The organism is Neptuniibacter sp., assembly GCF_024231755.1.
In the GTDB taxonomy this organism is placed as follows: domain Bacteria; phylum Pseudomonadota; class Gammaproteobacteria; order Pseudomonadales; family Balneatricaceae; genus Neptuniibacter.
Window position 1 is genome coordinate 1 of the sequence record NZ_JAAEQH010000078.1, and the last position, 24,207, is coordinate 24,207.

The following is a 24,207-nucleotide window of genomic DNA, read 5'->3' on the forward strand; positions in this document are numbered from 1 at the left end:
CCTGTACTGTGCCTGCTACAGCAACAGCACCGGCGGCAGTACCTGCCATGCCCAGTTTCTTCAGAAAGCCGCGGCGACCTGTATCAGGTTTCTTGTCCTGGCTCATCGTGTATTTCTCCGCAATGTCATATGCCTATAAACGTGTTTATAGGCTTCCTTTTTTTATTGTTCTCCGCCCTCGCGAGCGGCAGGTGATAACTGTAGGAACCAGTTATCTTCCTGTTGCATAAACGCCTCACCCAAAAGGCCTGCTGCGGTGTAAAACACGGCATGTTCGGCATTCTGCAAATCTGTAAAAAACTTGTTGGCCCAGCTCTGGAGGTGTTTCTGCCAGAACTGGTGCTGTGTCTCGTAATTACGTCCGGTCTGAATCAGCATGCTCATTACTTCGCAAAGCGCGGCGATATGATCCTCCGGTTCTTTAACATCTGGCTGACGTTGGAAACCGAGTACTTGAAGGTCTTCACGCAGAAGAACCAGTGGTTTCTCCATCAGTGAACCGGTCAGATACCAGCAACCGAATGGCATCAGTTCGCCACGGCCTACACCGATAAACAGGTGGTGGTATTCATCTTCCAGTTGTTGTTCGTTGCTATGCTTAGCCGATAGGGCCAACGTGCTCCAGGCACGTGCCATTGGAGAATCTTCATCCTGATCTGGCTCTACTGTGGTCAGCCACTGCATCAGGTCACCTTTGGGTGAGCTGCGTAGCAAGGTCGCTAGCAAAGCGTAAATATCAGCTCTGAGTTCATCTGTTTCCTGAAGTGCAGGAGCGCTACTGATCATGTTCATAGTGGTTGGCTCCATTACAGTTCCAGTTGTTTTTCAGGGTTAGCACTGAGATCTGTGTAGATATCCTGGACTCTGCAGTCTTCACACATCTTCAAGCGATTAAGGGCGGGCCCTTGGAACATACGGTGACCGCTAAGCTTTTCGATCATCTTCTCTACTGTGCTTCGTGGAGCGAATGGCTTACCACAGCTGATACACTCAAATGCAGGTTCAGCATGAATCTCGATGCGTTGACTACGTTGTTCGGTCAGCAGTAGACGAGGTTCCAGTGTGATCGCTTTTTCAGGGCATGCGCCTTCACAAAGGCCACACTGGACGCAGCTTTGCTCAGTAAAATTAAGAGCCGGCTTTTCTCCACCATCGGTCAGAGATTGGGTGGGACAGACAGCCACACAGGACATACACAGTGTGCAGCTTGTGTTGTTTACGGCGACCTGACCAAAGGGAGCGCCAGCCGGCAGGGCGAGGTAACTCGGTAATTCGGTTTTCGCCTGTTCGACCAGATGATCTATAGCGGCGAACAGGGTGTTACGTTTTTCGCTCTGATTAATCAGAGCCGCAGGCTGAATAACTTTAAAATCTGAACCGGTCGAGATCTGTAACAGCTGTTCACTGCTAATCAGCTGGAGCTGGGATGAGTTGTAACCCAAACCATCCAACATCAGTTGAGTTAGCGATACTTCTTTGTTCAGTAGATCGCGTACAACTTGCGGCACCGCTTCTGTATCGAGTAACAGAACCTGAATTGCACCGGAAGCAAGGCAAGTAATCCAGCTTTCCTGACCGGCAGCTGCGACTTCTTCCAGTTGTACTGGGATGATGTTGCCAGCTAGAGAATCACGGTTCTGATCTACAAGGACTTTGCCTTGTTCGTGATCGTGGAATAGGATTACGGGTTTTTCGCCACCTTGGCTTAGGTAGTTTTGCAGCAGGCGTTGTAGATATTCATGTAAACGCTGTGGTTGAGGCAGGGCGTAATTTATTGCGCCAGTTGGACAAGCTGTTGCACAGCCGCCAGCACCATGACAAAGGTGCGGGTTAATCTCGACTTTATCGTTCAATGAACTAATAGCATCTGCAGGGCAAACTTCCAGGCAGCGGGTACAACCCATTTGGCCGCGACTGCTGTGTGCACAGATATCGTTGTTGATCTGGAAGTAACGAGGTTTATCAAATTCACCGATGTAACCCGGCAGCTCATCTATCAACTCATTGAGCTGATCGCTTTCAGGTTTAACGTGGAAATAACCTGCAGGTGGAAGTTCCGTATTAAACAGATTCTGTTCACCCAGATTCAGAATCAGATCAAATGTTGCTCGATTCTGGGCAACTTTGGCTAACTCTGCTGTTTCTCCATTCTGCTCAATGATGGTCTGGAATTGACCCAGGAATCCCTTAACTGCTTTCAGCTTAGCGCTGTAAACAGTCAGGTCAGTTGCACAGTTAAGCGCTTTTTCCAGATGTTCACTGTCTTGATTCTGGACATTCTCGGTAACCAGTAGGGTAAGGCTGGCCATGTCTCGCAGTTGCTCGGCTGCAAGACGGATCATATCTTCAGATCCTGTGATCAAAAGATGGCCGTATGTACTGAAACTTACTGTGGCCGGTGCCAGGTTATGGGGAAACATAACACTGCTCAGTGCTGCATCCCGTGCCGTGGCAAAACGGCTTTGCTCATTTGTCATTCTCTACCTCACTCGACTACAGGCCTTTTGATCAGGTCTTTTTATTGATTTGCCTGATTTTTCCTGTAGTTCAGTCCGATTCTCCCCAACCGGACTGTCACCTCATTAATACAAAGCAAGGGGAGAACCAGAATCTGCTGCAAGAAAGTGCCTGGAAAGGAGCAGGGGTCGGTTGCTTTGCTGTTTGTTGAGACAAAAAGGGACAAATTGTCTTTTTGTCTGTTTGTTGTTGTGTCAATTGGTCGCTTTTGCCCAAATGGCTAACTAGCCATCCAGGTCCGCATCTCCCAGGTCATCCTCTTCCAGATCAGAGAAATCCTGCTGTTGCTCGGTTTGAGATGTTGTTTCGTTTGGCAGGGGTTCTTCGTTGTCACTTTCAGAACCAGTGATCTGTTCTGTCAGCTCCTCTTTCAGATCTTCCTCTTTCTCGTTGACCCAGTTGCGAAGCTTGGCGACGACTGCTTCAGCCAGTTCTGGCATCTTGCTGAAGTCTTCGTCATAGTCGTTTAAACCATCTCGGAGATTGAATTCAGGTAAGCGAAACAGTTTCTGTAGCGCCAGATCTCTAAGCTCATCACTTACACCCGTTGAAAAGAACTGACCGTAATCGGAGTCCTGATCCAGGCTTTCGATATCTGGCATATCTTCATCTGTGAGGATGACCTCTTCGTTCTCATCTGCTTCTACTATTACCGAGTCAGCTACTTCTACAGCTTCATCTGTAGAAGGATCTGTTTCTCTTTGCTCAGCCTTGCGCTGAGACCAGCGAGAAAAAAATGATTGTTTATCGTCCACTGCTGCGCCCCTTACCACGTTTTTTCTTCTTTTTACCTGCATCTATAAGTTCACCGTGGATACCCAGATAGGTATCAACCCAGCACTGAATTGCAGGAGGCATAGGTGTCTCCAATATCTGGTGTTCGCCATCCATAAATGATGCAGCGTCATCCTGGCTAGCCGTAATATGCATGGGGGTAAATTCTCCGCTGGCTTCATCTTCGCAACAGAGAACAAACAGATGGGGGGTAACTGAATTAAGATTAAAGCGGTAATCGGTGCGTTCATCTTTATGCAGCTCTAGTGTGAGGTTGTAACCTTTATCTGCTTTCTGGTCTGGATGGAGCGAACTTATAGACCAACGTTCGCTATCCCATCCACCGACCTCAATAGTTTCGCTATTTAACTCAATCTGTAGTGGCCATCGGTCACTGCTTCTCACATCTGTCATTTGGCGGTCCTTGTTTTTGGCCTTGCTCTTTTATTATTTGGAAGGCTCTTTAGTCAGTGAGTGCAAAGGATGGGCCAGTGCCCGTAAATACTGGGCTGTAGATATAAGTTGGGAGAAAAGTCTGGCAAAAAGGGGCAGGTGGTTAGTTTGGGTGGGACATTTTGTCCCGTTCGATGAGTGTGGAAATTACACTATGTAGTTGTAAGGCCTATAGCAGCTGGGGAGGAACGGGATTTGCTTATTGCAGTGTATTAAGTGTTTTAATAGATACGTTTTAAAAGAAAAAACATAGCTGGTTATGCAGATGGATAAGAGAAGATCAGATCTGACTTTAAGTCAGGCAGCAGCTGAGCTGACACAAACAGTGGAAGTATTTGATGAGCGGGGAGAAGAGCGTCAGGTGCATATTGCCTGTGAGCGACCGTTGACTATCTATCTGAATAAACGAGAGATCGTTACGCTGATGACATTAGGTGGGGACCCGGAAGCTCTGGTTTTGGGTTATCTGCGTAATCAGGGGTTTATTCATAGTCTTGATGAAGTGGTAGCGATCCAGGTGGATTGGGAAGTTGAAGCTGCTGCTGTTGTTACCCATAACGAACCTGCTGGTTTAGAAGAAAAGTTACAGCAACGCACCGTTACTACTGGTTGTGGTCAAGGCACGATGTTTGGCAATCTTATGGATAAGCTAGCGGAAGTGCAGCTCCCGGTTGTGCAGATCAGGCAGAGTATGGTGTATGCGCTGCTGAATAATCTGAATCAGCACAATGAAACCTACAAAAATGCCGGAGCAGTTCATGGTTGTGCTATCTGTGAAGGTGATCAAGTTGTTGCCTTTGTTGAAGATGTCGGGCGGCATAATGCCGTGGATACCCTGGCTGGACGTATGTGGCTGGATGGAATCAGCGATTCGGGAAAAATCTTTTATACCACCGGAAGGTTGACCTCTGAGATGGTAATTAAGGTTGCCCAGATGGGTATTCCGGTTTTGCTATCTCGCTCAGGGGTGACTCAAATGGGTTTGGCGTTGGCTCGCGAATTAGGTATTACCATGCTTGCCCGTGCTAAAGGCCATCACTTTCTACAGTTTAGTGGTGAGGATTCCCTGATACGTGATGCTATACCTGAGCAGGCTTTAGGTTCCTCCAGAAAAAGTGGGAAATCTGAGCGAAGCAGAGAGGGAATTTCATGAGTGATATGAACAATGCATTTCTTAATGCGCGCCAACTTGCTGAGTACCTGCATTTAAACGAAAAGAAAGTTTATGCGATGGCTGCAGAGGGAGAGATTCCAGCAACCAAACTTACCGGTAAATGGTTGTTTCCAAAATCACTAGTGGATCGTTGGTTACTGGAAAGCTGTCACAGCGGCATGATGGCAGACCGTTTACTGCTTTCTGGTAGTGATGATCCCTTATTGCAAGCTGCCGCGAACCGCCTGACCCAACAACTACGAACCAAAGCGCTGTTCAGCTATACCGTAACGGGAACTAAGCTGGGATTGGATCTTCTTGCTCAGGGGCATGCCGATGCTTGCGCCATTCATTGGGGAAGAGCTGAAGAGAGTGAGCTGCGCCATCCTGCATTATTGCAACAGTACACACAATCCAAGCATTGGATACTGGTGCACCTATTCTGTCGTAGTCAGGGTTTTATTGTACGGACTATGGATCAATCGCGACTTGAAGATCCTGTTGAGGCGCTGGATTACAGTACGCGTTGGGTCGTTCGGCAAGAGGGAGCTGGGTCTCAACGTTTCCTTAACGAGTGGCTTGCTGGCCAGGCATTTCCTTATGATAGCCTGACGGTAGGTAGTACTGCTTATTCAGAACGGGAAGTCGCTTCCCTGATAGCCAAAGGAGAGGCGGATATTGGGCCGGGTACATTAAGTGCAGCGCGTGAATTTGGTCTTGGTTTTATTCCGGTATGTGATGAGAGTTTTGATCTTGTAGTACCGCGTAATGTGTATTTCCGTAAGCTGTTACAGCAGCTGTTTGAGTTCTTTCAAAGCCCGGAAGGGGTTGATCTTGCTCAGCGTCTACAGGGTTATGATCTGAGCCGTTGTGGCCGTCTTGTATGGAGTGCGGATGCAGGTTGAGTATCTGGGTTAGAACAGCTCGATATCACCTTCATGCGTATTTGTCAGAGTTACATAACCTGAGCCAGCGAGAGCTTCGAAACTATGCACCTGATTGCGGCCGTGTTCTTTAGCGAAATAGAGAGCCTGGTCTGCACGATCAATAAGAACCGGTACCGACAAACTTTCTTCAATCTCGGTAACTCCTATGCTGACAGTAACCTGACCGAGCTGGGGGAATTCAGCTTCCGACACAGCCTGACGGAATCGGTTCAGAACAGAAAGCGCAGATTCAAGAGAGATGTCACGAAGGGCTACAGCAAACTCTTCGCCACCGTATCGGAATAGAAGGTCTCCGTTACGGAATGTCTGTTGCATCATCCTGGCGAAGATAATTAACACCTCATCTCCGAACAGGTGGCCATAATCATCATTGACCTGTTTAAAGTGATCTATATCGAGAAGGGCAAAACACCAGTTATGATTCTGTTTATCGCTTGAGCGGCGCTTGGCATATTGTTTGTCCAGCAATAATTTTCCTATCTGCTGGTCGAATGACTGGCGATTGTTGAGACCAGTAAGTGCATCGTTCAATGCAGAGTACATAAAGAAGCGCTGATTGGAATAAACCTTAAGCAGTTTCAGTAGTACTTCATGGAACAGTGCCTTGTCGATAGGACGGTTGGTTACCAGAAAGCCACTTACAGAGTGGAAAATGTTGTAAGCATAGAGAGATATGTCTCCCTCGATGGCGTATTTATGTTCATGTAACGAAGAACTGCTCTGTTTAACGATCTTTTTGAGTTCATCTAAAAACGGAATTTCTTCCGAATCGCTTGCACCACTGGGAATTACACTGAAGGTTTTCTGGTCAATGTCATTATAATCACAAAGCCAGAACTGCTGCTCAGGGAACAGGACAAGGCAGGTAGCCAGGAGGGACTCATTTAATGTGGCCAGGTCCCTGGGCTCGGTGAGCGCAAGGAACAGATCACAATAATCCGAAACTTTTGTAACTGCAGAATCCAAAAGCCGACTCCTTTGTCGGTTTAAAAGCTAGCATAACATTATAATTTTTTGAGCTAAGTTATTAAGGGCATACCCTTATGGATTAGTTAACCTAGATCAAAACATCATTAATTAACTGCTAACCGTGCTGGTTGCTCTGCGGTTGGTCCGTTCCGCAGAGGCTAAACCATCAAGTATTCCTTCCAGTTCTCCATCGCCAGAAACTTCAGCATCTCTCAGGAGGTAGACGGAAAATGTGGTGCCTACACTCTCTTCAGACTCTACTTTAATATCACCACCATGGCGGCGGATAATGCTGTAACTCACGGAGAGGCCCAAGCCTGTGCCGCTTTTCTTGGTAGTAAAAAATGGGTCAAAAATCTGAGCTAAATGTCCTTTGCTAATACCTTTTCCTTTATCAACAATCTTGATTATAGCTCCTTTAAGCTGGTTGTCCTCGATCCAGTTTTCAGTTATGAGTTCCACTTTTCCCGGCCCTTCAAGGGCATGTGAGGCGTTGAGGATCAGATTAACCAGCACTTGTTGTACCTGTTGGCAGTTCACTTCTACAGGACAATCTGCCTGATAGTCCTTGATGATACCTACTTGTTGTTTCTCCAGTGCGTGAGAGACCAGCTGCAAAGTGTCATCTACTACCTGATTAAGTTGATGGTGCTCATAACTTTCAACATAGTGCCCAGGGCGGCTGTATTGCAGTAAATTGTTGATTAGAGAACGGATGCGGTATACCTGCTGAATCACCATATCAACTTCGCCTCGGGCAGGCTCTACCGCTTCCCCAAGCTCGGCTACCAACAGATCCATATTACCGAGAATCACTGCTGCAGGATTGTTAATCTCATGCGCGATACCGGCGGTTAATTCACCTAATACGGCTAGCTTTTCCTTATCCAGCAGCTGCTTGCGGGTGCTTTTTAGTAGGCGGATGTGATCTTTAAGCGCTTCAGTTCTTTTACGTAGCGAGCGAGTTCTTTTTTCGACCGTGATTTCCAGCTGATCATTGGCACTACGGATCTGTTGCTCACGTTTTTCTAGTAGGTCTAACATCACATCGAACTGCTCAGCCAAGTCGACCAACTCATCTGAGCTGTCCAGCTTACCTATACGCGGTTGCATGGAGCCGTCACCAATGGATGTAGCTACAGAATGAATTTTCGCAAGAGGTTTTAACAGTAGGCGGGTATGGTTGATTACCACCACTGCGGAAACCAGCATGATCAAGGCAATGAATGTTGCCGACTCAAATAGGGTTTTATAGTAGATCCTGGAGAATGGGGCTTCTGTAAAACCAGCGTAGATCATACCTACTTTGCGATTGTTAAAATCGAGTAGTGGTTTATAAGCTGAGATATACCAGTCGTTTACTACAAACGCACGGTCGATCCAGGTTTCTCCCTGTAGCAGAACCTTTTTACGAACTTCCGCAGATACTCGAGTGCCTATCGCTCGGTCTTTTAAGCTAAGGTTTTTATTTTTAATCTGGTTAGGGTTGTCCTGAGGTACGTTGGTACTTATACGTACGTCATCCAGAAACAGAGTTACGGTGCCAATACCTTTATCAGGCAGACTACCTTTGCCGTAAACCAGATCACGAATGGTGTCCACGGCACGAGTGGAGTTATTAAGTACTTGGCCGGAATCCAGAATACCGATCAGTTCGCCAAAATCGTCGGTAACAGGAACCAGGGCTCGCAGGACCATGGCGCGGTCTTCATTTTCCCGTTCGCTCGGGACTGCACGTGGTGTATCGATCAGAGTGATCTGAGCTTTGTCTGCCAGTCCGAAGGTAATACTATCCAACTCATTAGCATTAAGAACGGTAATTCCTTTCAGGCTCTCTCCGTTGCTCAGGCGTTTTACCAGAGGTACAAATGATTCCTCTCTGATCTGTTCTATATCTTCAGCTGCAATAAAACGGAGAAAATCCAGGCTACGACTCAGCTTTACTTCGAGCAGCTGTACTTGCAGTGCACGGCTATTACCTAGCTGTAGATTGGTGCGGAACTCAAAACTATTGCCCAGCTGTTGCAGAGTATCTTCCTGCTCCTGCTGCATAATGTTCAGTGTACCGCTGGCAACAGACAGATCAGCACTTACCTTCATATACAGCTGGCGGTCGGTATAGCTGGTGGTCCAGTAAGCCGCCATCAGTGCAAAGCCCAGAGCTGTGAGAGCCAGGGGTAGAAGGGTTAGTAGCAGCAGTTTATGCCTGAGTGAACTGTGCAGTTTTTGCCAGAACTTGATCATGCTGTCTGTTTACAAGCCTGTTCAGCTTCCGCAGCTGCCCAACTGGTCAACTTTCGGTCAAGGGTTTTGCGGGATACGCCTAGCTCTCGGGCAGCGGAAGACTTGTTGCCATGGTGTTGTTCCAGGGTGAGCAGAATATGGTGCTTCTCTACTGCTTCCAGTGACCAGCCGCTGAAGCTGGCACAGGCCTGAGGTTCGCTATCAAGCTCACGGAAATAATCTGCTGGTAGTTTACCGAGTAAGATGCAGCGTTCGATCAGGTTCTTCAGCTCGCGGATGTTGCCTGCCCAGTTATAGGCCTGCATTACCTTCAGATCATCATGGCTAAATGGAATCGCGGATAGCCCCAACTCTCTGGAAAGCTTCGAAGAAAAATGGTGGATCAGATCAGGCAGATCTTCGCGACGATCTCTTAATGGTGGAAGTGTGATACTCAGTACGTTAAGACGGTAGTAGAGGTCTTCACGGAAACGGCCTTCAGCTACTTCGTCTTTCAGATGGCGGTTGGTCGCTGCGATAATACGTACATCAACACTGGTTTCCTGTTCGCTACCTACCGGGCGTACCGCTTTTTGTTCTAAAGCTCGAAGTAGTTTTGCCTGCATTAGTAGCGGCATTTCGCCTACTTCATCAAGGAATAGGGTGCCACCACTGGCAAAATTAAACAGACCTTCGCGGGCTTTATTGGCCCCGGTGAAAGCGCCTTTGGTATGGCCAAAAAGTTCTGCTTCCAGAAGATCGGGTGAGATAGCACCGCAGTTCACGGGTACAAAAGCGCCACTACGGTTACTTAACTGATGCAACATACGTGCAGCCAACTCTTTGCCCGTACCCGATTCACCTTCGATAAGTACTGCGGAGGGGGTTTTAGCTACTCGATGAATGACTTCCTGTACCTGATTAATCGCCGGACTGCTGCCGATCATATGAGTGGTAGGGAATGCTTTTTCTACCTCACGACGCAGTACAAAGTTACTGCGAGCCATCGCTCTGCGCTCAAGACAGCGATCTACAGCATTCATCATCTGTTCCAGACGGAATGGTTTTAGAATAAAGTCTGAAGCCCCTGCACGCAGGGCCTGAATGGCTGTTTCAAGATCAGCATAAGCGGTCATAAAGATAACGTCACTACTGCGTTCGTTATCTTCCAGTGCTTCATGCCACTCCATACCTGATCGCCCCGGAAGTTTTATATCGACAATGAGCAGATCAAAATGACATCTTTTGCGTAGTTCTTCGGCTTCTTCAACGCTACCTGCTACTTCAACAAGCGCAAAACGTTTATGTAGGGCTTTTTGCAGAAAACTACGCATCCCCGGCTCGTCATCAACAATAAGAACAGAGACGGCTGGCATATTTTCGATGGACTGGCTTGGGTCCGAAGTCATATAAATCTCACAAACTAACCGTAATGGTAGGATTTAGTGGCTGTTATTATGCAAACGGGACAAAATGTCCCTTGGGTTTTATTGAATGGACATTATGGCGCAAAATGACCCAGGGGTGTGATAAGACTATTGTTTCATTTTGACTCAATTATCCCTGCTAGAAAGGTGTTATTTAGACTTTGGTTGATAATTTACCCCTCTTTTCTAGGCGGGAAATCATTTTTTCACTACTTTTATGAGTCTTGTTTTGTTTGGCATTGTAATTGCTCTAGTGAATCCGAGGCGAAGAGTACTCTGTGCCCTGAATCGAGCAGCAGTTAGCTAATGATGTGGCTACTGATGTGAGAGATTACTCACAACAAATTTAATGAGTGTCAAACCGGGCCTAATAACAATAACGAGCGAGAGCAAAGGATTAAAAAATGAAAAAGTGGATTTCCGCTGCATTATCCGCAGCAATTTTGGCAACCGGTTCAGTTGCTGCTGTAGCTGAGGAGCAGATCATCCGTTTGGCAACAACAACCAGTACTTATAATTCTGGTCTGTTGGATGACCTGTTACCAGTGTTTGAGAAAAAACATGGTGCCAAGGTGCATGTGATCGCAGTAGGTACAGGTAAAGCGTTACGCATGGGGCAGGCTGGTGATGTGGATGTGGTGATGACGCACGCACCTAAGTCAGAGAAAAAGTTTGTTGATGCGGGTCACGGTGTTAATCCAATGAGCGTTATGTACAACGATTTCGTCATTGTGGGGCCAGCTTCCGATCCAGCAAAAATTAAAGGCTCGAGTGACGTGGCTACAGCACTAGAGAGCGTGGCGCAGGTTAATGCACAATTTATTTCCCGTGGTGATGATTCCGGTACTCACAAAAAAGAGTTGTCTCTTTGGTCGAACACCGCAACCGGTAAAAACTTTGCCAACTATAAAGAAGTAGGTCAGGGCATGGGTAAAGTCCTACAGATTGCCGATGAACTGAATGGTTATACTATGACAGACCGTGGCACATGGTTGGCCTACGAAGATCGTTTGCAGCTTAAGTTACTGGTTGAGGGTGATAAACGCCTGTTCAACCCTTACCAAATTATTCAGGTAAACCCAACTAAACATGAAGGTCTTAACGAATCAGGTGCGAAAGCTCTGTCCGAATGGTTTGTATCTTCTGAAGGCCAGAAGCTGATCAATGATTTCCGTATTAAAGGAAAAGTATTGTTCCATGGCTCTGCTCAGCAATCTGTTGCTGGTAAATAAGAGTAGCGAACAGATTTGATAGTTGATGGACGATAATCTTTTAACCACCACGGGTCAGGCGTTACAGCTGTTGCTCAGCTTTGACGCTGACCTGTGGAACATCATTTGGGTATCATTTCGGGTATCACTAACAGCAATTGCAATTGCTACTGTCCCGGCAATTCTGGTTGGATTTCTGTTGGCGATGGTTGAGTTCAAAGGCCGCTGGATGGTGATCGCGTTGTTCAATGCATTGATGGCTGTTCCAACCGTTGTGGTTGGGCTAACGCTGTATCTGCTGTTATCTCGCAGTGGTCCATTTGGTGATCTTCACTTGCTGTTTACTCAGCCCGCTATGGTGATAGGGCAGATCTTGTTATCGCTGCCATTGTTGGTGTGTATGAGCCACGCTGCATTTCAGGGAATCGATAAACGGGCTTGGGAAACAGCGAGAACCTTAGGAGCAAATTGCTGTGTTGCCGTATGGACTATGGTTTGTGAGGCGCGATTTGCCCTACTGGCCGCCGTATTAGCAGCATTTGGACGGATTATCTCCGAAGTAGGTTGTTCCATGATGGTCGGAGGAAACATCATGAGTTACACCCGGAACATACCCACTGCGATTGCACTTGAAACCAGTAAAGGCATGTTTGCCCAAGGTGTCGCCCTTGGTCTGGTGCTTTTACTGTTAGCACTTATTTTAAATTTCACTCTGGCCTCAGTCAGAGGGAAAGGACAGTTAGTTTAAGAAGCTTATCCGGCTTTAAAGCTGGTGAGAGTTTCTGGAGGGTAAACTGATGGGCCTGGAACTGAACGCGGCAAAACTAGTAAAAAGTTTTGGTGCGCGAGAATTGTTTAAAATTCCACACTTCCACGTAGGGGAAGGAGAAAGTCTGCACTTGAGTGGTGATAACGGTGCAGGCAAAACCACGCTGATGAAAATTCTGGCGGGTTTAGATAAGCCCTGTAGTGGTCGAGTGGATGTGACGCCCAACGCACGTCGCTGGTGGAATAACCGTCTGCACCCACAGGTAATTTATTTGCACCAGACGCCTTATATCTTTGCTGGTGATGTGGAAGATAATCTGGCCTATGGCCTTAAAATTCGCAGAGAAAGCCGCAAAAACATTCGCACGAAAGTTAAGAAAGCACTAGAGTGGTCACGACTCGAACCGCTGGCAAAGCAGTCAGCACACTCTCTGTCGGGTGGCGAAAAGCAGCGTCTTGCCCTGGCTCGTGCCTGGGTTCTGGAACCCCGATTACTCTTTCTGGATGAACCAACTGCCAATCTGGATACTCATTCAGTGGATACAGTTGGTGAACTGGTATCTGATCTACTGCACGATGGCACCACTGTTATGGTCTCCAGTCATCAGAACAACCGGGTAACTGAGCAGTGTAAACGTCACCTGCGTCTTTCTAATGGCATTCTGGCCGAATCAATTCACTCTCAGGAAACACCACAATATGCATAGTTCTAATCAGGTAACAGCTATCGTACTGGCTGGAGGTATGGCTCGTCGCATGGGAGGCGTCGACAAAGGCTGGATGGAGCTTAATGGTAAACCACTTATCCGCCATGTACTGGATATTGTTAAGCCGCAGGTGGGTCACTGTCTGATCAATGCTAATCGCAGTATGGATGCTTATGGCACGTTAGGAATGCCAGTGGTTTGCGATCTGGAAGGTGACTTTCAGGGACCACTGATGGGAATTGCTACGGGTCTGTTTCATGCACAGACTGACTGGGTATTGTTTGTCCCTTGTGACAGCCCTTATCTCCCGAATGAACTGGTATCTCGGATGTTAGATAAGGCTGTAGCAGAAGGTGCGGAGATTGCCGTAGCTCATGATGGTAAACGTTTACAGCCAGTTGTTTCACTGATTAAAAGAGATCTGTTGCAAAGTTTACAGGCTACCCTTGCAGAGGGTGAGCGAAAGATTGATCGATGGTATGCGATGCATAATATGATCGAGGTGGATTTCTCTGATCATCCAGATGCATTTATTAATGTGAACCGTCGCGATGATCTTGCCGAACTGCAGCAGATGCCAAAGCTACTTGGTTTTGCCGCATGGAGTGGTACCGGTAAAACAACACTGCTCAAACAGCTGATCCCTATGCTGAAAGAGCAGGGTGTTCGTGTTGGCGTGATTAAGCATGCCCATCACAAGTTCGATGTAGACCACCCCGGTAAAGATAGTTATGAGTTGCGCAAAGCGGGGGCTGATCAGATGCTTATCAGTTCTGGTAAGCGTTGGGCTTTGATGGTTGAAGAAGATCAGGGAGACCGGCCTTCACTGACCCATATGCTGAGCCGTATGGACCACTCACTGTTGGATCTGGTACTGGTAGAAGGTTTTAAACAGGAAGCGTTTCCTAAGATTGAACTGCATCGTACAATCCTGAAGCGTGAAGTTATGCATGGCGAAGATGAGAACATCATCGCGTTTGCTTCTGATGAACCGATAGAGATGCAGCGGGAAATCCCAGCGTTGGATCTTAACGATCCCGAAGCTATCCTGTCATTTATTCAGGACTATCTGGCTGGCCCAGAACTAACCCCAAATCTGTGTTGGCGTAAACCGTACTATGAGTGAAGTTTTAAGTTGTTTTGATCCTGCAGCCAATCCCGGCGGCATGTTACCTGTAGCTGACAGTATTGCGCATATTCTACAGCAGGTGGCAGCGCCTGAAATTAGTGAGATGGTTGCCTTAACCGATGCCACTGGCCGTGTTTTGGCCCAAGATTTGATCTCTGAACATAATGTGCCGCAACAGACCAACTCTGCTATGGATGGTTACGCGGTTAACTCAGCAACAGTATCTCCAGATCAGCCGGTGAAAGTTATCGGTAGAGTTTTTGCTGGTGAGCGGTTTGACGGCTTGGTTGGGACTGGAGAAGCAGTTGAGATAATGACCGGTGCGCCAGTTCCAGAAGGTGCAGACAGCATTATTATTCGTGAGGCCTGCGAGATTATAGGTGATCAACTCAGCTACATTGGCCCGATTAAAACGGGCCAACATGTACGCCAAGCCGGTGAGGATATTAAGCAAGGTTCCGTTGCTCTGAAAAAAGGCAATTTGCTTCGTCCGCAGGAACTGGGCTTAATCGCTTCACTGGGACAGAAAGAAGTTGCTGTTTATCCCCAGCTGAAAGTAGCGATCTTCTCAACCGGTGATGAGGTTATCCCTCAAGGTGAGAGCCTGCCTGAAAACTGCATCTACGATACCAACCGTTTCACCCTGACAGGTATGCTACAACGCTTAGGCTGCGAGGTACTGGATCTGGGTATTATCGATGATAACCAGAACGCAATGGAAACAGCACTTAGAGAAGCCTCAGCTAAAGCGGACATGGTGATCTCTTCCGGTGGTGTATCTATGGGTAAGGCAGACTTTATCAAAAACGCTTTGGAAGCCGTGGGAGAGATCAACTTCTGGCGTATCGCGATGCGCCCTGGCAGACCATTGGCATTTGGGCAGTTAGACAAAACACCTTTCTTTGGTTTACCTGGTAATCCGGTAGCGGTGATGGTTACATTCACCCAGTTCGTGCAGCCAGCTATTCGTAAAATGATGGGGCAGGCTGACTGGCAACCTAAACGTATGGTGGCCGTAGCTGAAGAGCGTCTGAAGTCCCGAGAGCACCGAACTGATTACAGCCGTGGAGTCTATCGTATCAATGAAAATGGACAGTTGGTGGTGAAATCTACCGGTGCGCAAGGTTCCGGTATTCTGACTTCAATGGTGCAGGCGAACTGCTTTATAGAGATTCAGGATCAATTTTCTGAGATCGAAGCAGGCCAGACCGTACTGATCCAGCCATTCTCTGATCTGCTTTAAGGCCAGGTTTCTGGTAAGAGAGTTTCGGGTAAGAGGGTTCCTGGTAAGAGAATTTCACGTAAGCAGGATAGGCTAATTAACCTATCCCGTTTTTCTAACCCCACGTCCAAAAAGCATACTCATAAAAATAGATCCCTGGTAAAGGTGCTCGGGGATCTTATCCTCAATTTTTGCATGAAGTTCCGGTAGTTTAGACCAGTGCACACCTTGTTTATGATGATGAGCAGTGTGGTATCCCAGGTTGCCGGTTAGACGGTTAAAGAGTGGATCCAGATTGTTGTAGGACGCTTCAAATTCGTTTTCCGTATCAAGACCCGAGTGATGCTCATAGGTCACGTAGGCTGTGAATAGCAGGCTAGTGATCATTGGCAGTACAAATAACAGAATACCCGCAACCGGGTTATACCAAACCAGCAGTGCCACAATCGCAAACGTCAGCGCGGTATAAATCAAAAAAGTGGACAGCTGTTTAGGATGCTTCTTGCCCACTTGATAGCCTCGGGTATAAGCAGTCAGAGCGACATCAAGTGTGTACTCGATTACCCCCATTGGAGTACCATCTTTACGTTTCCAGCGACTTTCATCTTTTTCTTGATCAAGGAAGTTCAGGTGGTGCCCTAGTACATGGTGTAAACGCCATAGGTGGGTGGTAACCCCTGTATGCAGGGCGTAGACAAACTCCAAAGCGCGGTTGAGGGCTGCATGTCGGAATGTAAAGAGATGTTGATGGTGGTGATTCCATGCGCAGATCACCCCTTTAGGGAGAATCATCAACAGATAATAGCCGATTAGAATAGCGAGATTATTGATAGTAAAGTACAGAATGAAATCAAGAACGGTGAGGCTAAGAACGATAAATACAGGCCAGCGATCTTCTTTGTATCTGAAACCAATCAAACCATTTTGCTTTTTAGACATCTACTTCCACATCTTCCGGTAACTAAGCAATATTTCTTATCACTGCTTATAGGTTCTTGCGTGTATAGGGCTGTAAAGAACACCAGCACAGTATGAATGGCAAGAAGGTTAAAACTGGAGGGGAAACATAAAGCAAAAGGGCAAAGCTGTATATACGCCAAAAGACGCTTCATAACTAATTGTTAGGTTCCAGATCAAAGAAACTTTACATTAGGATCATTTGGCATAAGATTCCTTCCGCTTAGATTTTGTTTGTACCCTGAGGTTTTCAATTAGCATGCGCTGTTCTGTTTGTGATACCGAGTTTAACTGTGATTCAGGCCCTGATTCTAAGGGGTGTTGGTGCAGCAGTTACCCTACGATAATGCCATTGGATTCTTCACAGAGTTGCCGTTGCCCAAGCTGCCTGCAGAAAGCGATTCACGAACGGATTGCCGAAGCCTTAGCCAACAAACCGATAGCAGACGTAGTCGAAATGGCTAAACCTTTAGCCTCCTCAGAATTAGTGGAAGGGATCGACTACACCATTGAAAGTGGCAATTATGTCTTTACCTCTTGGTTCCATCTTAAACGTGGTAACTGCTGCGGCAATGGCTGCAGGCACTGCCCTTATCCTAAGAATTAACACGTCTACTGAAATCATAAGACCCTGATCATGAAGAAAAAACTGATGATGTCCTGGAGCACAGGCAAAGACAGCGCATGGAGCCTGCACCAGTTACAGCAAAAGAACGAATATGAACTGGTAGGACTGTTCTGCACTATCAATAAGAAGTTTGCCCGCACAGCGATGCATGCTGTACGTGTTGAGTTGCTGCAGGAGCAGGCGCGTCAGATAGGTTTGCCACTGGATATAATCGAGATTCCCTATCCGTGCACTAATGAGCAGTATGCTGAGATCATGGAGGAATTTATCGATAGCATTAAGGCGAGGGGGGTGGAATGTTGTGCCTTCGGTGATCTGTTCCTTGGAGATATCCGCGATTACCGTATTACTCAGCTGCAAGGCACAGGTATTGAACCGGTATTCCCACTCTGGGGTAGCCCAACTGATGAGCTGGGTCAGCAGATGATTGCTGGTGGTCTGAAGACTATTATCACCTGCGTTGATCCCAAACAACTTGATCCATCATTTGTTGGTAGAGAGTACACAGAACAGTTCTTGGCCGACCTGCCAGAATCAGTTGACCCTTGTGGTGAAAACGGCGAATTCCACAGCTTTGTTTATGATGCACCGATCTTCAAACAACCTATCAATGTGCGAGTGACAGAGGTTGTGGAAAGGGAAGGGTTTGTTTTTGCGGATGTGGTGTCTGCGGAAGCTTAGCGCCTGCCTTGCAGGCGATAGCTGTCGAGAAAATCCAGCCTATGCTGGTTGAACCAAATGATGCACATGCGGATGCCTGAAGGTGATTGTCTGACCTAATCTCAGTCCTTCATATTGGGTGGTGCATACATTGGTGAAGTCAGACACCTGGCCTACTAAAAAGCCATTTTTATCCAATGTGATATCCCTAACGTGGATCTCACGGCCTTTGTAGACGAGGGCCACTTCATTGGCTCGAGCAACTAATCGTTTCTCGGGACTATTTTCTTCTAGAGGGGAATGGGCAGTGGTGGGTTCTACTCCTGCTACTTCAAAACCCATATTATCGGCATCTGTTTTCATCTTATCTCTGTGTCGCTCCGCATTTAGAAGCTATTTCGCTAATCACCGCAGAATATACCTATCTCTATGGCGGATTGCACTTAAACAACCCTACGTATAATGAGGAATACATCGAAATTTATTACTAACTTGCCAAAATAAGCGACAGGTATTGGGCAATAGAAATTGATAGAATGCGCGCTGTTTGAGCAAACAACGATTTTATAAAGAAGAGCCCGAGAGATTAGTAAATGGATACTCCCAGCTGTGAATATGGTGTAGATGATAACTCCTACAAAATGGCAGGTGAGATCGCTGGACTCACTCGGCTAGTCGATGATTTTTACCAATTTATGGATGAGCTGCCTCAAGCGCAGACTATTCGTAAAATGCACCCAGACGACCTGACTGAATCTCGACAGAAACTCGCCTATTTTCTATCCGGCTGGTTAGGTGGGCCTAAGCACTTCTCTCAAAACTATGGCTCAATTCGCATTCCTCATGCTCACAGCCACCTTACTATTGGAACTGAGGAGAGTGAAGCCTGGATTCTTTGCATGCAAAAAGCGGTTGAGCAACAGCCCTATGAAGAACCGTTTAAGGTTTATCTGATAGAGCAACTACGAGTTCCAGCAGAAAGAATCACCCAAGCCTGTCGTAGATGAATTCTGCGTAGACACTATTTCCTTAGATAAAAATTACTTACTACCCATCTTTGAGCTTATTTAATGATCAAACTACTTCGCATCATCAGCCTTCTTGAAGGCCTTTCTTACATCGCAATTTTAAGTGTCACGCTGGGATATATCAGTAGAGATTATGTATCCACGCTGGGTATGACCCACGGCATCCTGTTTATGGTTTACGTTATGCAGGTAATGAGCATTTCACACAAAGAGAATTGGACTTCTAAACAACAGTTAGGCTTGATGCTGGCGTCTGTTATCCCATTTGCCTTTATCCCGGCTGAGATCTATTTGCGGAAACTTGATAAGAGGAAATATCAGGAAGAGGAAATGACTTCGGTCTGAGGGCGAAGTTAAGTAGCTTTATGGAAGGGGGTTAATCGGTTAGGCCCCCTTAATTTTGTAGCCATTTATACATTACCAGTGCATCTACAAACCCTTTTGAAGGATGATTAAATGCCTTGGGCAAACGACCAACAGTTTCAAAACCAAGCTTACTCCACAAGTGAACTGCACCTTCATTGCTGGATGCCACGAAATTAAATTGCATGGCTTTGTAGCCTAGCTTTAATGCTATTTGCTGGGAATGTTCACACATTAGTGTTGCAAGACCCTTGCCCCTAGCAAGAGAAGAGACCATATAGCCACAATTGCAAACATGACTACCAGGGCCTGCTTGATTGGTTTTTATGTAATACGTGCCCCAAACCTTACCATCTTCTTCAAAGACGAATGTCTTCCGTGGAACTTCCAGCCAGATCTTCTCAGCTTGCTCTTTGGTGGTTGTAGTTGCGTAGGCATAGGTTTCACCAGCCAATACAATTTCATGGAATATTGCCATATTGAATCCCAGTCTTTTTTAGTGGCCTCTCTAATATTCATTGCTTTGTCTCTCTTGAAACTCAACGCCCGGCTTTGGGGCTAACTTGTAGCTGCGAAGCAGCGAAAAGGCAGTCCCTACCACGAAGTGGCAACAACAGCCGCTTGTTAATTTTTCAATTCTATATACTTACTCAATCCCTCTGCTGTTCGGTCCAAACCGTTATATCCAGACACTACAATACGCTGATCATTACTCATAAAGAAAACAATCTTGTGAACTTCATTTTCCTTTAAAAAAACTCGAGCTAGTTCAACATCTTTGTACCGAATAACGCCTTCATAGTTTTTAGTTGGATCGACTAGTTTCAATCTATCCTCACCGAGCTCAATGTACTTTGACTCTTCTTCAACATAGCGGTTAATTAGGTCTTCGCGAAACATGTAAAACCAAAAAATCACGATGAAAACCGTAGGGCCAATAGCCCAGCCTCTCCATTGCACCTTTCCATATGCCCAAAAAACAAGAATTGAGGCGACAAGTGCAGATGCTATGAGAAGTGTTCGAACTGCAAAATTTGTTTTTCTTCGGTAAATGCTCATCTAGAAATTAACGCCTTTAGCAACGGCCAAAATGTAGCGGCGAAGCCGCGGAATGAAGGTCCAGCCCCGTAGGGGCGATGTTACCTAGACTTGTTAGGGGCATTGCTAGCTCTCCATTTCGATATCTTCGATGTTTCCTTCATCATCGAAAGATACGCTTACTACATAGTCCGTGACGTCTTCAGGCAGTGTGAAGTCATAAACTTCTTCGTCATCCCATTTAGAACGCAGAGCTAAAAGCCCAATTACTTGTTCACTTGACGGAGTCTCGGTACCTAAATGTTTTTTCCAATAAGTTCTAGGCAGCTCATCTATGTGATGCGAGACAAACTCATCAATACTGTACTCACCTTGCTCTGTGCCAGATGCCCTTCTAATACCTTCGAGTGCTTTAGCTTCGTTACTCATTTGGCCACCTAACGCCTCATTAGGTGTCTGTTGCTACCCAATCCCATTTTTCACCATCATAATTCGTAAGCCAATTAATGGCATGATGCCTTTCTTGCACAACCCCACCATCTAGATCGAGAGAAGCTCCATGCTGCCTTACAGCCCAATGTAAACGATATGTGAGATCGGATGCATCCATGATTTCGGATATGGGCCTCAGCTTTAGTGAGCTTATGAAATTATCCGGAGCTTCATCAGAACTCGGCAAAGAATCAATAAACTCGTTTACGCTAGCTTGTTCAGTTGGAAATGATAATGTGGGGACTAACCCAACAGCCCAAACGAGAAGGTATAACGCTTCAAGACGCCAGCTAGCATTTATTTGTGCTTGGTTTCCGTAACTTGGGCTGGACAGGTAGTTTTTCTCTTCTTTTGACAAGGAATCCCATAAGTCGTACTCCTTCAGGTACTCAATAAAAGAAGTATCACCTTCGTTAAAAGCAGTTCCTGCCAGGCAAAACAGGCAGATTATGCGCTCACCAATATCTTGTAAGCTTCTCGGGACGACCTCATTTTCATCTTCAGTTAACGGAAGCCAATCTATGAACGGAATATTTCGCTCTGAAAGAATAGCTTCCGTTTTCTTCTTCCTTTCCTCTGGATTCAATTCTTACTCCTTGGACACCTAACAGCTAAATATATGACATTTTGTCGCTTTTAATTACGACAATTTGTCAGATATCTTTTTGGATTGAAATCAAGAAAAGCGAGTAGGTATTTGTATGTCATAAGCTTTCCTTGCCCGAGGTTTTCTCCTTCATGGAGAAAGTATAAAACTTGTCCCTATATCCTCACATAACTCTCATAGAGATGAAACTCTGTTGAATGGCGCTCTATAAGTCAGGCAAAAAAAAGCCCCTAGATCATAGGGGCTGAAAAATGCGTTAACTCATGGCAAGGCCAGAGTTGAAGATGGGATGCAAGATGAGCTTTAGAATTACCACATGTCCTTGGTAATTTAAGCATCAACTGCCAGTTCAGTATCGCTTTCTTTTGTGCGGTGCAAAATTGAACTTTGGTTCAAATAACATGGGGTTATGAGTAGTAAATGACCATTTTTTTGCAGTACTAAATAAGTGTTTTCCCTAGGTTTTCTCGTTTTTGTTGGTATTTTGATCAGTGGTCTTCGGGAATCCATAACTGTGGCGCTAGATTTATCCATTGGTGAAGTTGATTCATAACTGGAGATTAAAAGTAGATCTCTTTTTTTTTACTAAGCTAAAAGGCTTTCATCTGAAGATGAGGCAAGGGGAGTTGCTGAACTCCCCTTGCCAATCCCCGTCAGCCCTACTACTTGCCAGACTTCGTCTGGTTCCCTGTGTTTCTCACTTACATCAGCGAGCTTGTAAACTCGTCACTTCGTTCCTCAAACAAACAAGCTCTTTTTCCTGCTGTAAGTTGCGATACTCGGCGGCGTAGAAGGGAGATACAACGTGCCGTATTTCATTCAAAACGGTGTTTTTATAGCTGTGTATACAAGCAAACTTAAAGATTAACTTTGGCACGAAATGGTATCCCATCTGTGCAGCTGAGCATTGCAGGTTTTGCGTGATTAAAGGCGAGGACTGTTTGAGGAGCATAGCGACGAGTTCCACAGCCTCACGTGAAACCGAAACGCGCAGGGAAGTTGGCGAAGCCAACCAAACAGTTGGGTCGGCTTTAGGTTGTTAGGGTATTTGCCGAGACAAATACCCTGACTCGCCTAGGGCGAAACCCTTAGTTCAACCTTAACAATCCCCTGCGGCCCCACTGCTTGTCGGGCTACGCCTGATACCTTCCGTTTCTCACTTGAACCAGCGAGCTTGTAAACTCGGTCACTTCGTTTCCTCAGACAAACAAGCTCTTGTTTCTGGTTCAAGCTGCGATACTCAGCTGCACAGAGGGGAGGTATAACGTGCCGAAGTTTAATTTAGGGCTACAAGGGTGAGCTTTAAAACCCTCTGTTTCAGAAAAACTAGGTACAAACTCAGTGGCTTATCAGTTTTATCAAGCATTAGATCAGTTGAAGCAGGAAGGGGTACACATCAGCTTTACGACAAGTATTTCACACAAGCACCGGAAACAAAGTAGTCGAGACGATCTTTGGTGAGAAATGCGGGCTTCATCACGCTTTTTGTTAGAAGTAAGTAAGAGGATTCAGGCTTAGTCTGATTGTACTTAGCAAAATCTGCCACTGGGTTAGCGTCGCAACACCCTGTTTCTATCCCTTAAAGCTCGCTTAATTCCCTGTGATCTATTTAGTTACTTGTTGCGTAACAATAATGACTCTTGAAAGGAAGCTGGATTAATAGGGGGCTAGGTAATTAGCTTGCCTCAATACAAAGCCATAACCTTCTGGTTTTGTTCGGGATGCGTTTTTAGATCTACTACCGTTATGTCCGGGTTGTAGATCCTGATTGAATAATCAGGAATGCATCTTCTGTTAATGAGCAGTTCAAGATCACCCGATTGCCCCTTACAGCTGTTCTCAATTTGGGCTTGGCTTCTTAGCCAAGCCCCTTTTTTTACAGGATTAGAACTTAATGACTGATAACGAGCTTAAAGTTGACGTGATGAGAACACTTAGTGTGTTTCATTGCATTTTGGATCATGGTGAGAAGCTTGGGGATGGTCACTATATCTACTCAGGTATACAAGCTAAGCATGATCAGGAAGGTTATACCCTTACTTTGCTTGATTCACAGGTTAAACTGAATCTTTTCTTTCACAATAAATTCCAGGCTGACTTTGCGAAAAGAACGCAGTTTGATGAATTCCTTCATAAACTAGATCGCATATACAATAAGCATCACTAAAGATATGTGTTGCTAGCCTTTATCGATGAGGCCTTAACACGTGCAAACAACTTGCTCCCTGATTGGTTCAACCGTTTAGAATAAGTCTAATTGGGTGATGGCTTTTGCTTTTGCCCTAAGCTCCTTTTAAGCACATCAAATTCATGCAATTTATCTCTTACCTCTTTAGTAATGTACCTCTGTATTAAGGGTTTGCTGAGACTTTCTGCTTCGATGCCCAAGCGATATAACGTTGTATCTCGGGAGAGGCTAAGAGCGCATCAAGTGAGTTAAACTCTTTGGCCAGTGTCATTTCGTCAAAAGTGCGATGAATTGCCGTGTGGCAGCCACGGCAAATATTGATGCCGCGATTTAACTCATCACGGTTATATCGTTTAGCAAAATGACTTCTACGGTGCACCTTTCTGGGAATCAGGTGATGGAATGTCAAAGCTAATGTTCTTTGGCACAGAGGGCACTGTGCAGTGAGGTTTTTCATAATTTTTCACTGATCCGTTAACAGATGATTTTACTCTAACTTGTAGTTAATAGATCAGTTTTCATATTTTTAGTTAAACCGGTGATCTGCTTTAAAGGGCGTATCGTAAATATAGTTACAAAGCCGGTTTTTAAAGATGGTAATGCGTCTGACCTTTCCCCCGAATTTAACACCATGACGACGATGAGATTTCCAGATAATCTACGATCTAAATGGGGATCTCGACATGAAGAAACGTTACACGGAAGAGCAAATCATCAAAGCCATCAAGCAGCATGAAGCGGGTGTC

The 24,207-nt window shown here is 45.9% G+C and carries 27 protein-coding genes; 12 read left to right on the forward strand and 15 right to left on the reverse strand.

The window, feature by feature from the left end:
- From GY843_RS20985 to GY843_RS03610, 5 genes are all read right to left on the reverse strand, one after another.
- The coding region (locus GY843_RS20985) for a twin-arginine translocation signal domain-containing protein (protein ID WP_367183790.1) at positions 1–106 on the reverse strand (106 nt) is incomplete at its 3' end.
- A gap of 56 nt (positions 107–162) precedes the next feature.
- Positions 163–792, reverse strand: coding sequence for a molecular chaperone TorD family protein (locus tag GY843_RS03595; protein ID WP_297306609.1), 630 nt, complete (start codon positions 790–792; stop codon positions 163–165).
- A 14-nt stretch (positions 793–806) separates the two neighbouring features.
- Positions 807–2,477 carry a 4Fe-4S dicluster domain-containing protein gene (locus tag GY843_RS03600; RefSeq protein WP_297306611.1) on the reverse strand — a complete coding sequence of 557 codons (1,671 nt, stop codon included), beginning with the start codon at positions 2,475–2,477 and terminating at the stop codon, positions 807–809.
- A 264-nt stretch (positions 2,478–2,741) separates the two neighbouring features.
- Positions 2,742–3,272, reverse strand: coding sequence for a DUF3306 domain-containing protein (locus GY843_RS03605; protein ID WP_297306613.1), 531 nt, complete (start codon positions 3,270–3,272; stop codon positions 2,742–2,744).
- The gene (locus tag GY843_RS03610; protein WP_297306615.1) at positions 3,262–3,705 is read right to left on the reverse strand and encodes a DUF3305 domain-containing protein; all 444 of its coding nucleotides are present in this window, start codon (positions 3,703–3,705) and stop codon (positions 3,262–3,264) included. The genes GY843_RS03605 and GY843_RS03610 overlap by 11 nt, the downstream gene beginning before the upstream one ends.
- A gap of 304 nt (positions 3,706–4,009) precedes the next feature.
- Between GY843_RS03610 and GY843_RS03615 the strand changes: the two genes are divergently transcribed.
- Both GY843_RS03615 and GY843_RS03620 read left to right on the forward strand, forming a co-directional pair.
- Positions 4,010–4,897, forward strand: a complete 888-nt coding sequence (locus tag GY843_RS03615; protein WP_297306617.1) for a formate dehydrogenase accessory sulfurtransferase FdhD — start codon at positions 4,010–4,012, stop codon at positions 4,895–4,897.
- Positions 4,894–5,802, forward strand: a complete 909-nt coding sequence (locus GY843_RS03620) for a helix-turn-helix transcriptional regulator (protein ID WP_297306619.1) — start codon at positions 4,894–4,896, stop codon at positions 5,800–5,802. The genes GY843_RS03615 and GY843_RS03620 overlap by 4 nt, the downstream gene beginning before the upstream one ends.
- Positions 5,803–5,811: 9 nt before the next feature.
- Here GY843_RS03620 and GY843_RS03625 read toward each other — a convergent pair whose 3' ends face one another.
- From GY843_RS03625 to GY843_RS03635, 3 genes are all read right to left on the reverse strand, one after another.
- Complete coding sequence (locus GY843_RS03625) at positions 5,812–6,810, reverse strand: GGDEF domain-containing protein (RefSeq protein ID WP_297306621.1); 999 nt, start codon at positions 6,808–6,810, stop codon at positions 5,812–5,814.
- Positions 6,811–6,921: 111 nt separating this feature from the next.
- Positions 6,922–9,057, reverse strand: a complete 2,136-nt coding sequence (locus GY843_RS03630; RefSeq protein WP_297306623.1) for a cache domain-containing protein — start codon at positions 9,055–9,057, stop codon at positions 6,922–6,924.
- Positions 9,054–10,445, reverse strand: coding sequence for a sigma-54 dependent transcriptional regulator (locus GY843_RS03635; protein ID WP_297306625.1), 1,392 nt, complete (start codon positions 10,443–10,445; stop codon positions 9,054–9,056). The genes GY843_RS03630 and GY843_RS03635 overlap by 4 nt, the downstream gene beginning before the upstream one ends.
- Positions 10,446–10,867: 422 nt before the next feature.
- Here GY843_RS03635 and GY843_RS03640 point away from each other — a divergent pair, with 422 nt between their 5' ends.
- Genes GY843_RS03640 through GY843_RS03660 form a run of 5 tightly spaced genes read left to right on the forward strand, consistent with a single transcriptional unit; the run spans position 10,868 to position 15,521 of the window.
- Entirely contained in the window at positions 10,868–11,695 is an 828-nt protein-coding gene (locus GY843_RS03640; RefSeq protein ID WP_297306627.1) for a substrate-binding domain-containing protein, read from the forward strand.
- A gap of 25 nt (positions 11,696–11,720) precedes the next feature.
- A complete protein-coding gene (locus GY843_RS03645) occupies positions 11,721–12,422 on the forward strand; it encodes an ABC transporter permease (protein ID WP_297306629.1) in 702 nt (233 codons plus the stop codon).
- 49 nt (positions 12,423–12,471) lie between these two features.
- Positions 12,472–13,149 (forward strand): energy-coupling factor ABC transporter ATP-binding protein, encoded by a 678-nt coding sequence (locus GY843_RS03650; protein ID WP_297306631.1) that lies wholly within the window; start codon positions 12,472–12,474, stop codon positions 13,147–13,149.
- Entirely contained in the window at positions 13,142–14,275 is a 1,134-nt protein-coding gene (gene mobA / locus GY843_RS03655; RefSeq protein ID WP_297306633.1) for a molybdenum cofactor guanylyltransferase MobA, read from the forward strand. The genes GY843_RS03650 and mobA overlap by 8 nt, the downstream gene beginning before the upstream one ends.
- On the forward strand, positions 14,268–15,521 hold the full coding sequence (locus tag GY843_RS03660) for a bifunctional molybdopterin-guanine dinucleotide biosynthesis adaptor protein MobB/molybdopterin molybdotransferase MoeA (protein WP_297306635.1): 1,254 nt from the start codon (positions 14,268–14,270) through the stop codon (positions 15,519–15,521). Before mobA ends, GY843_RS03660 begins: the two co-directional genes overlap by 8 nt.
- Before the next feature lie 81 nt (positions 15,522–15,602).
- Here GY843_RS03660 and GY843_RS03665 read toward each other — a convergent pair whose 3' ends face one another.
- The gene (locus GY843_RS03665) at positions 15,603–16,439 is read right to left on the reverse strand and encodes a fatty acid desaturase (RefSeq protein ID WP_297306637.1); all 837 of its coding nucleotides are present in this window, start codon (positions 16,437–16,439) and stop codon (positions 15,603–15,605) included.
- A gap of 277 nt (positions 16,440–16,716) precedes the next feature.
- On the opposite strand from GY843_RS03665, the gene GY843_RS03670 reads away from it, so the two are divergent.
- Positions 16,717–17,064, forward strand: a complete 348-nt coding sequence (locus tag GY843_RS03670) for a DUF5522 domain-containing protein (protein ID WP_297306638.1) — start codon at positions 16,717–16,719, stop codon at positions 17,062–17,064.
- A 30-nt stretch (positions 17,065–17,094) separates the two neighbouring features.
- Complete coding sequence (locus GY843_RS03675) at positions 17,095–17,766, forward strand: adenine nucleotide alpha hydrolase (protein WP_297306640.1); 672 nt, start codon at positions 17,095–17,097, stop codon at positions 17,764–17,766.
- A 39-nt stretch (positions 17,767–17,805) separates the two neighbouring features.
- On the opposite strand, the gene GY843_RS03680 is transcribed toward GY843_RS03675, so the two are convergent.
- Positions 17,806–18,108 carry a hypothetical protein gene (locus GY843_RS03680; RefSeq protein ID WP_297306642.1) on the reverse strand — a complete coding sequence of 101 codons (303 nt, stop codon included), beginning with the start codon at positions 18,106–18,108 and terminating at the stop codon, positions 17,806–17,808.
- Between the two features lie 230 nt (positions 18,109–18,338).
- Between GY843_RS03680 and GY843_RS03685 the strand changes: the two genes are divergently transcribed.
- Positions 18,339–18,752, forward strand: coding sequence for a group II truncated hemoglobin (locus tag GY843_RS03685; protein ID WP_297306643.1), 414 nt, complete (start codon positions 18,339–18,341; stop codon positions 18,750–18,752).
- Between the two features lie 63 nt (positions 18,753–18,815).
- A complete protein-coding gene (locus GY843_RS03690) occupies positions 18,816–19,118 on the forward strand; it encodes a DUF3817 domain-containing protein (RefSeq protein WP_297306645.1) in 303 nt (100 codons plus the stop codon).
- A 49-nt stretch (positions 19,119–19,167) separates the two neighbouring features.
- On the opposite strand, the gene GY843_RS03695 is transcribed toward GY843_RS03690, so the two are convergent.
- The 4 genes from GY843_RS03695 to GY843_RS03710 all read right to left on the reverse strand — a co-directional run bounded on the left by GY843_RS03695 (position 19,168) and on the right by GY843_RS03710 (position 21,252).
- Entirely contained in the window at positions 19,168–19,614 is a 447-nt protein-coding gene (locus GY843_RS03695; RefSeq protein ID WP_367183789.1) for an N-acetyltransferase family protein, read from the reverse strand.
- Positions 19,615–19,760: 146 nt separating this feature from the next.
- The gene (locus tag GY843_RS03700) at positions 19,761–20,195 is read right to left on the reverse strand and encodes a hypothetical protein (protein ID WP_297306647.1); all 435 of its coding nucleotides are present in this window, start codon (positions 20,193–20,195) and stop codon (positions 19,761–19,763) included.
- A 105-nt stretch (positions 20,196–20,300) separates the two neighbouring features.
- A complete protein-coding gene (locus tag GY843_RS03705) occupies positions 20,301–20,603 on the reverse strand; it encodes a DUF2004 domain-containing protein (RefSeq protein WP_297306649.1) in 303 nt (100 codons plus the stop codon).
- 19 nt (positions 20,604–20,622) lie between these two features.
- The gene (locus tag GY843_RS03710; protein WP_297306651.1) at positions 20,623–21,252 is read right to left on the reverse strand and encodes a DUF4272 domain-containing protein; all 630 of its coding nucleotides are present in this window, start codon (positions 21,250–21,252) and stop codon (positions 20,623–20,625) included.
- A gap of 1,915 nt (positions 21,253–23,167) precedes the next feature.
- Here GY843_RS03710 and GY843_RS03715 point away from each other — a divergent pair.
- Positions 23,168–23,440: a DUF3081 family protein gene (locus GY843_RS03715; protein ID WP_297306653.1), complete on the forward strand. Its 273-nt coding sequence runs from the start codon at positions 23,168–23,170 to the stop codon at positions 23,438–23,440.
- Between the two features lie 184 nt (positions 23,441–23,624).
- Here the strand turns inward: GY843_RS03715 and GY843_RS03720 are convergent, their stop codons facing one another.
- Positions 23,625–23,918 (reverse strand): hypothetical protein, encoded by a 294-nt coding sequence (locus tag GY843_RS03720; protein WP_297306655.1) that lies wholly within the window; start codon positions 23,916–23,918, stop codon positions 23,625–23,627.
- Between the last annotated feature and the right edge of the window lie 289 nt (positions 23,919–24,207).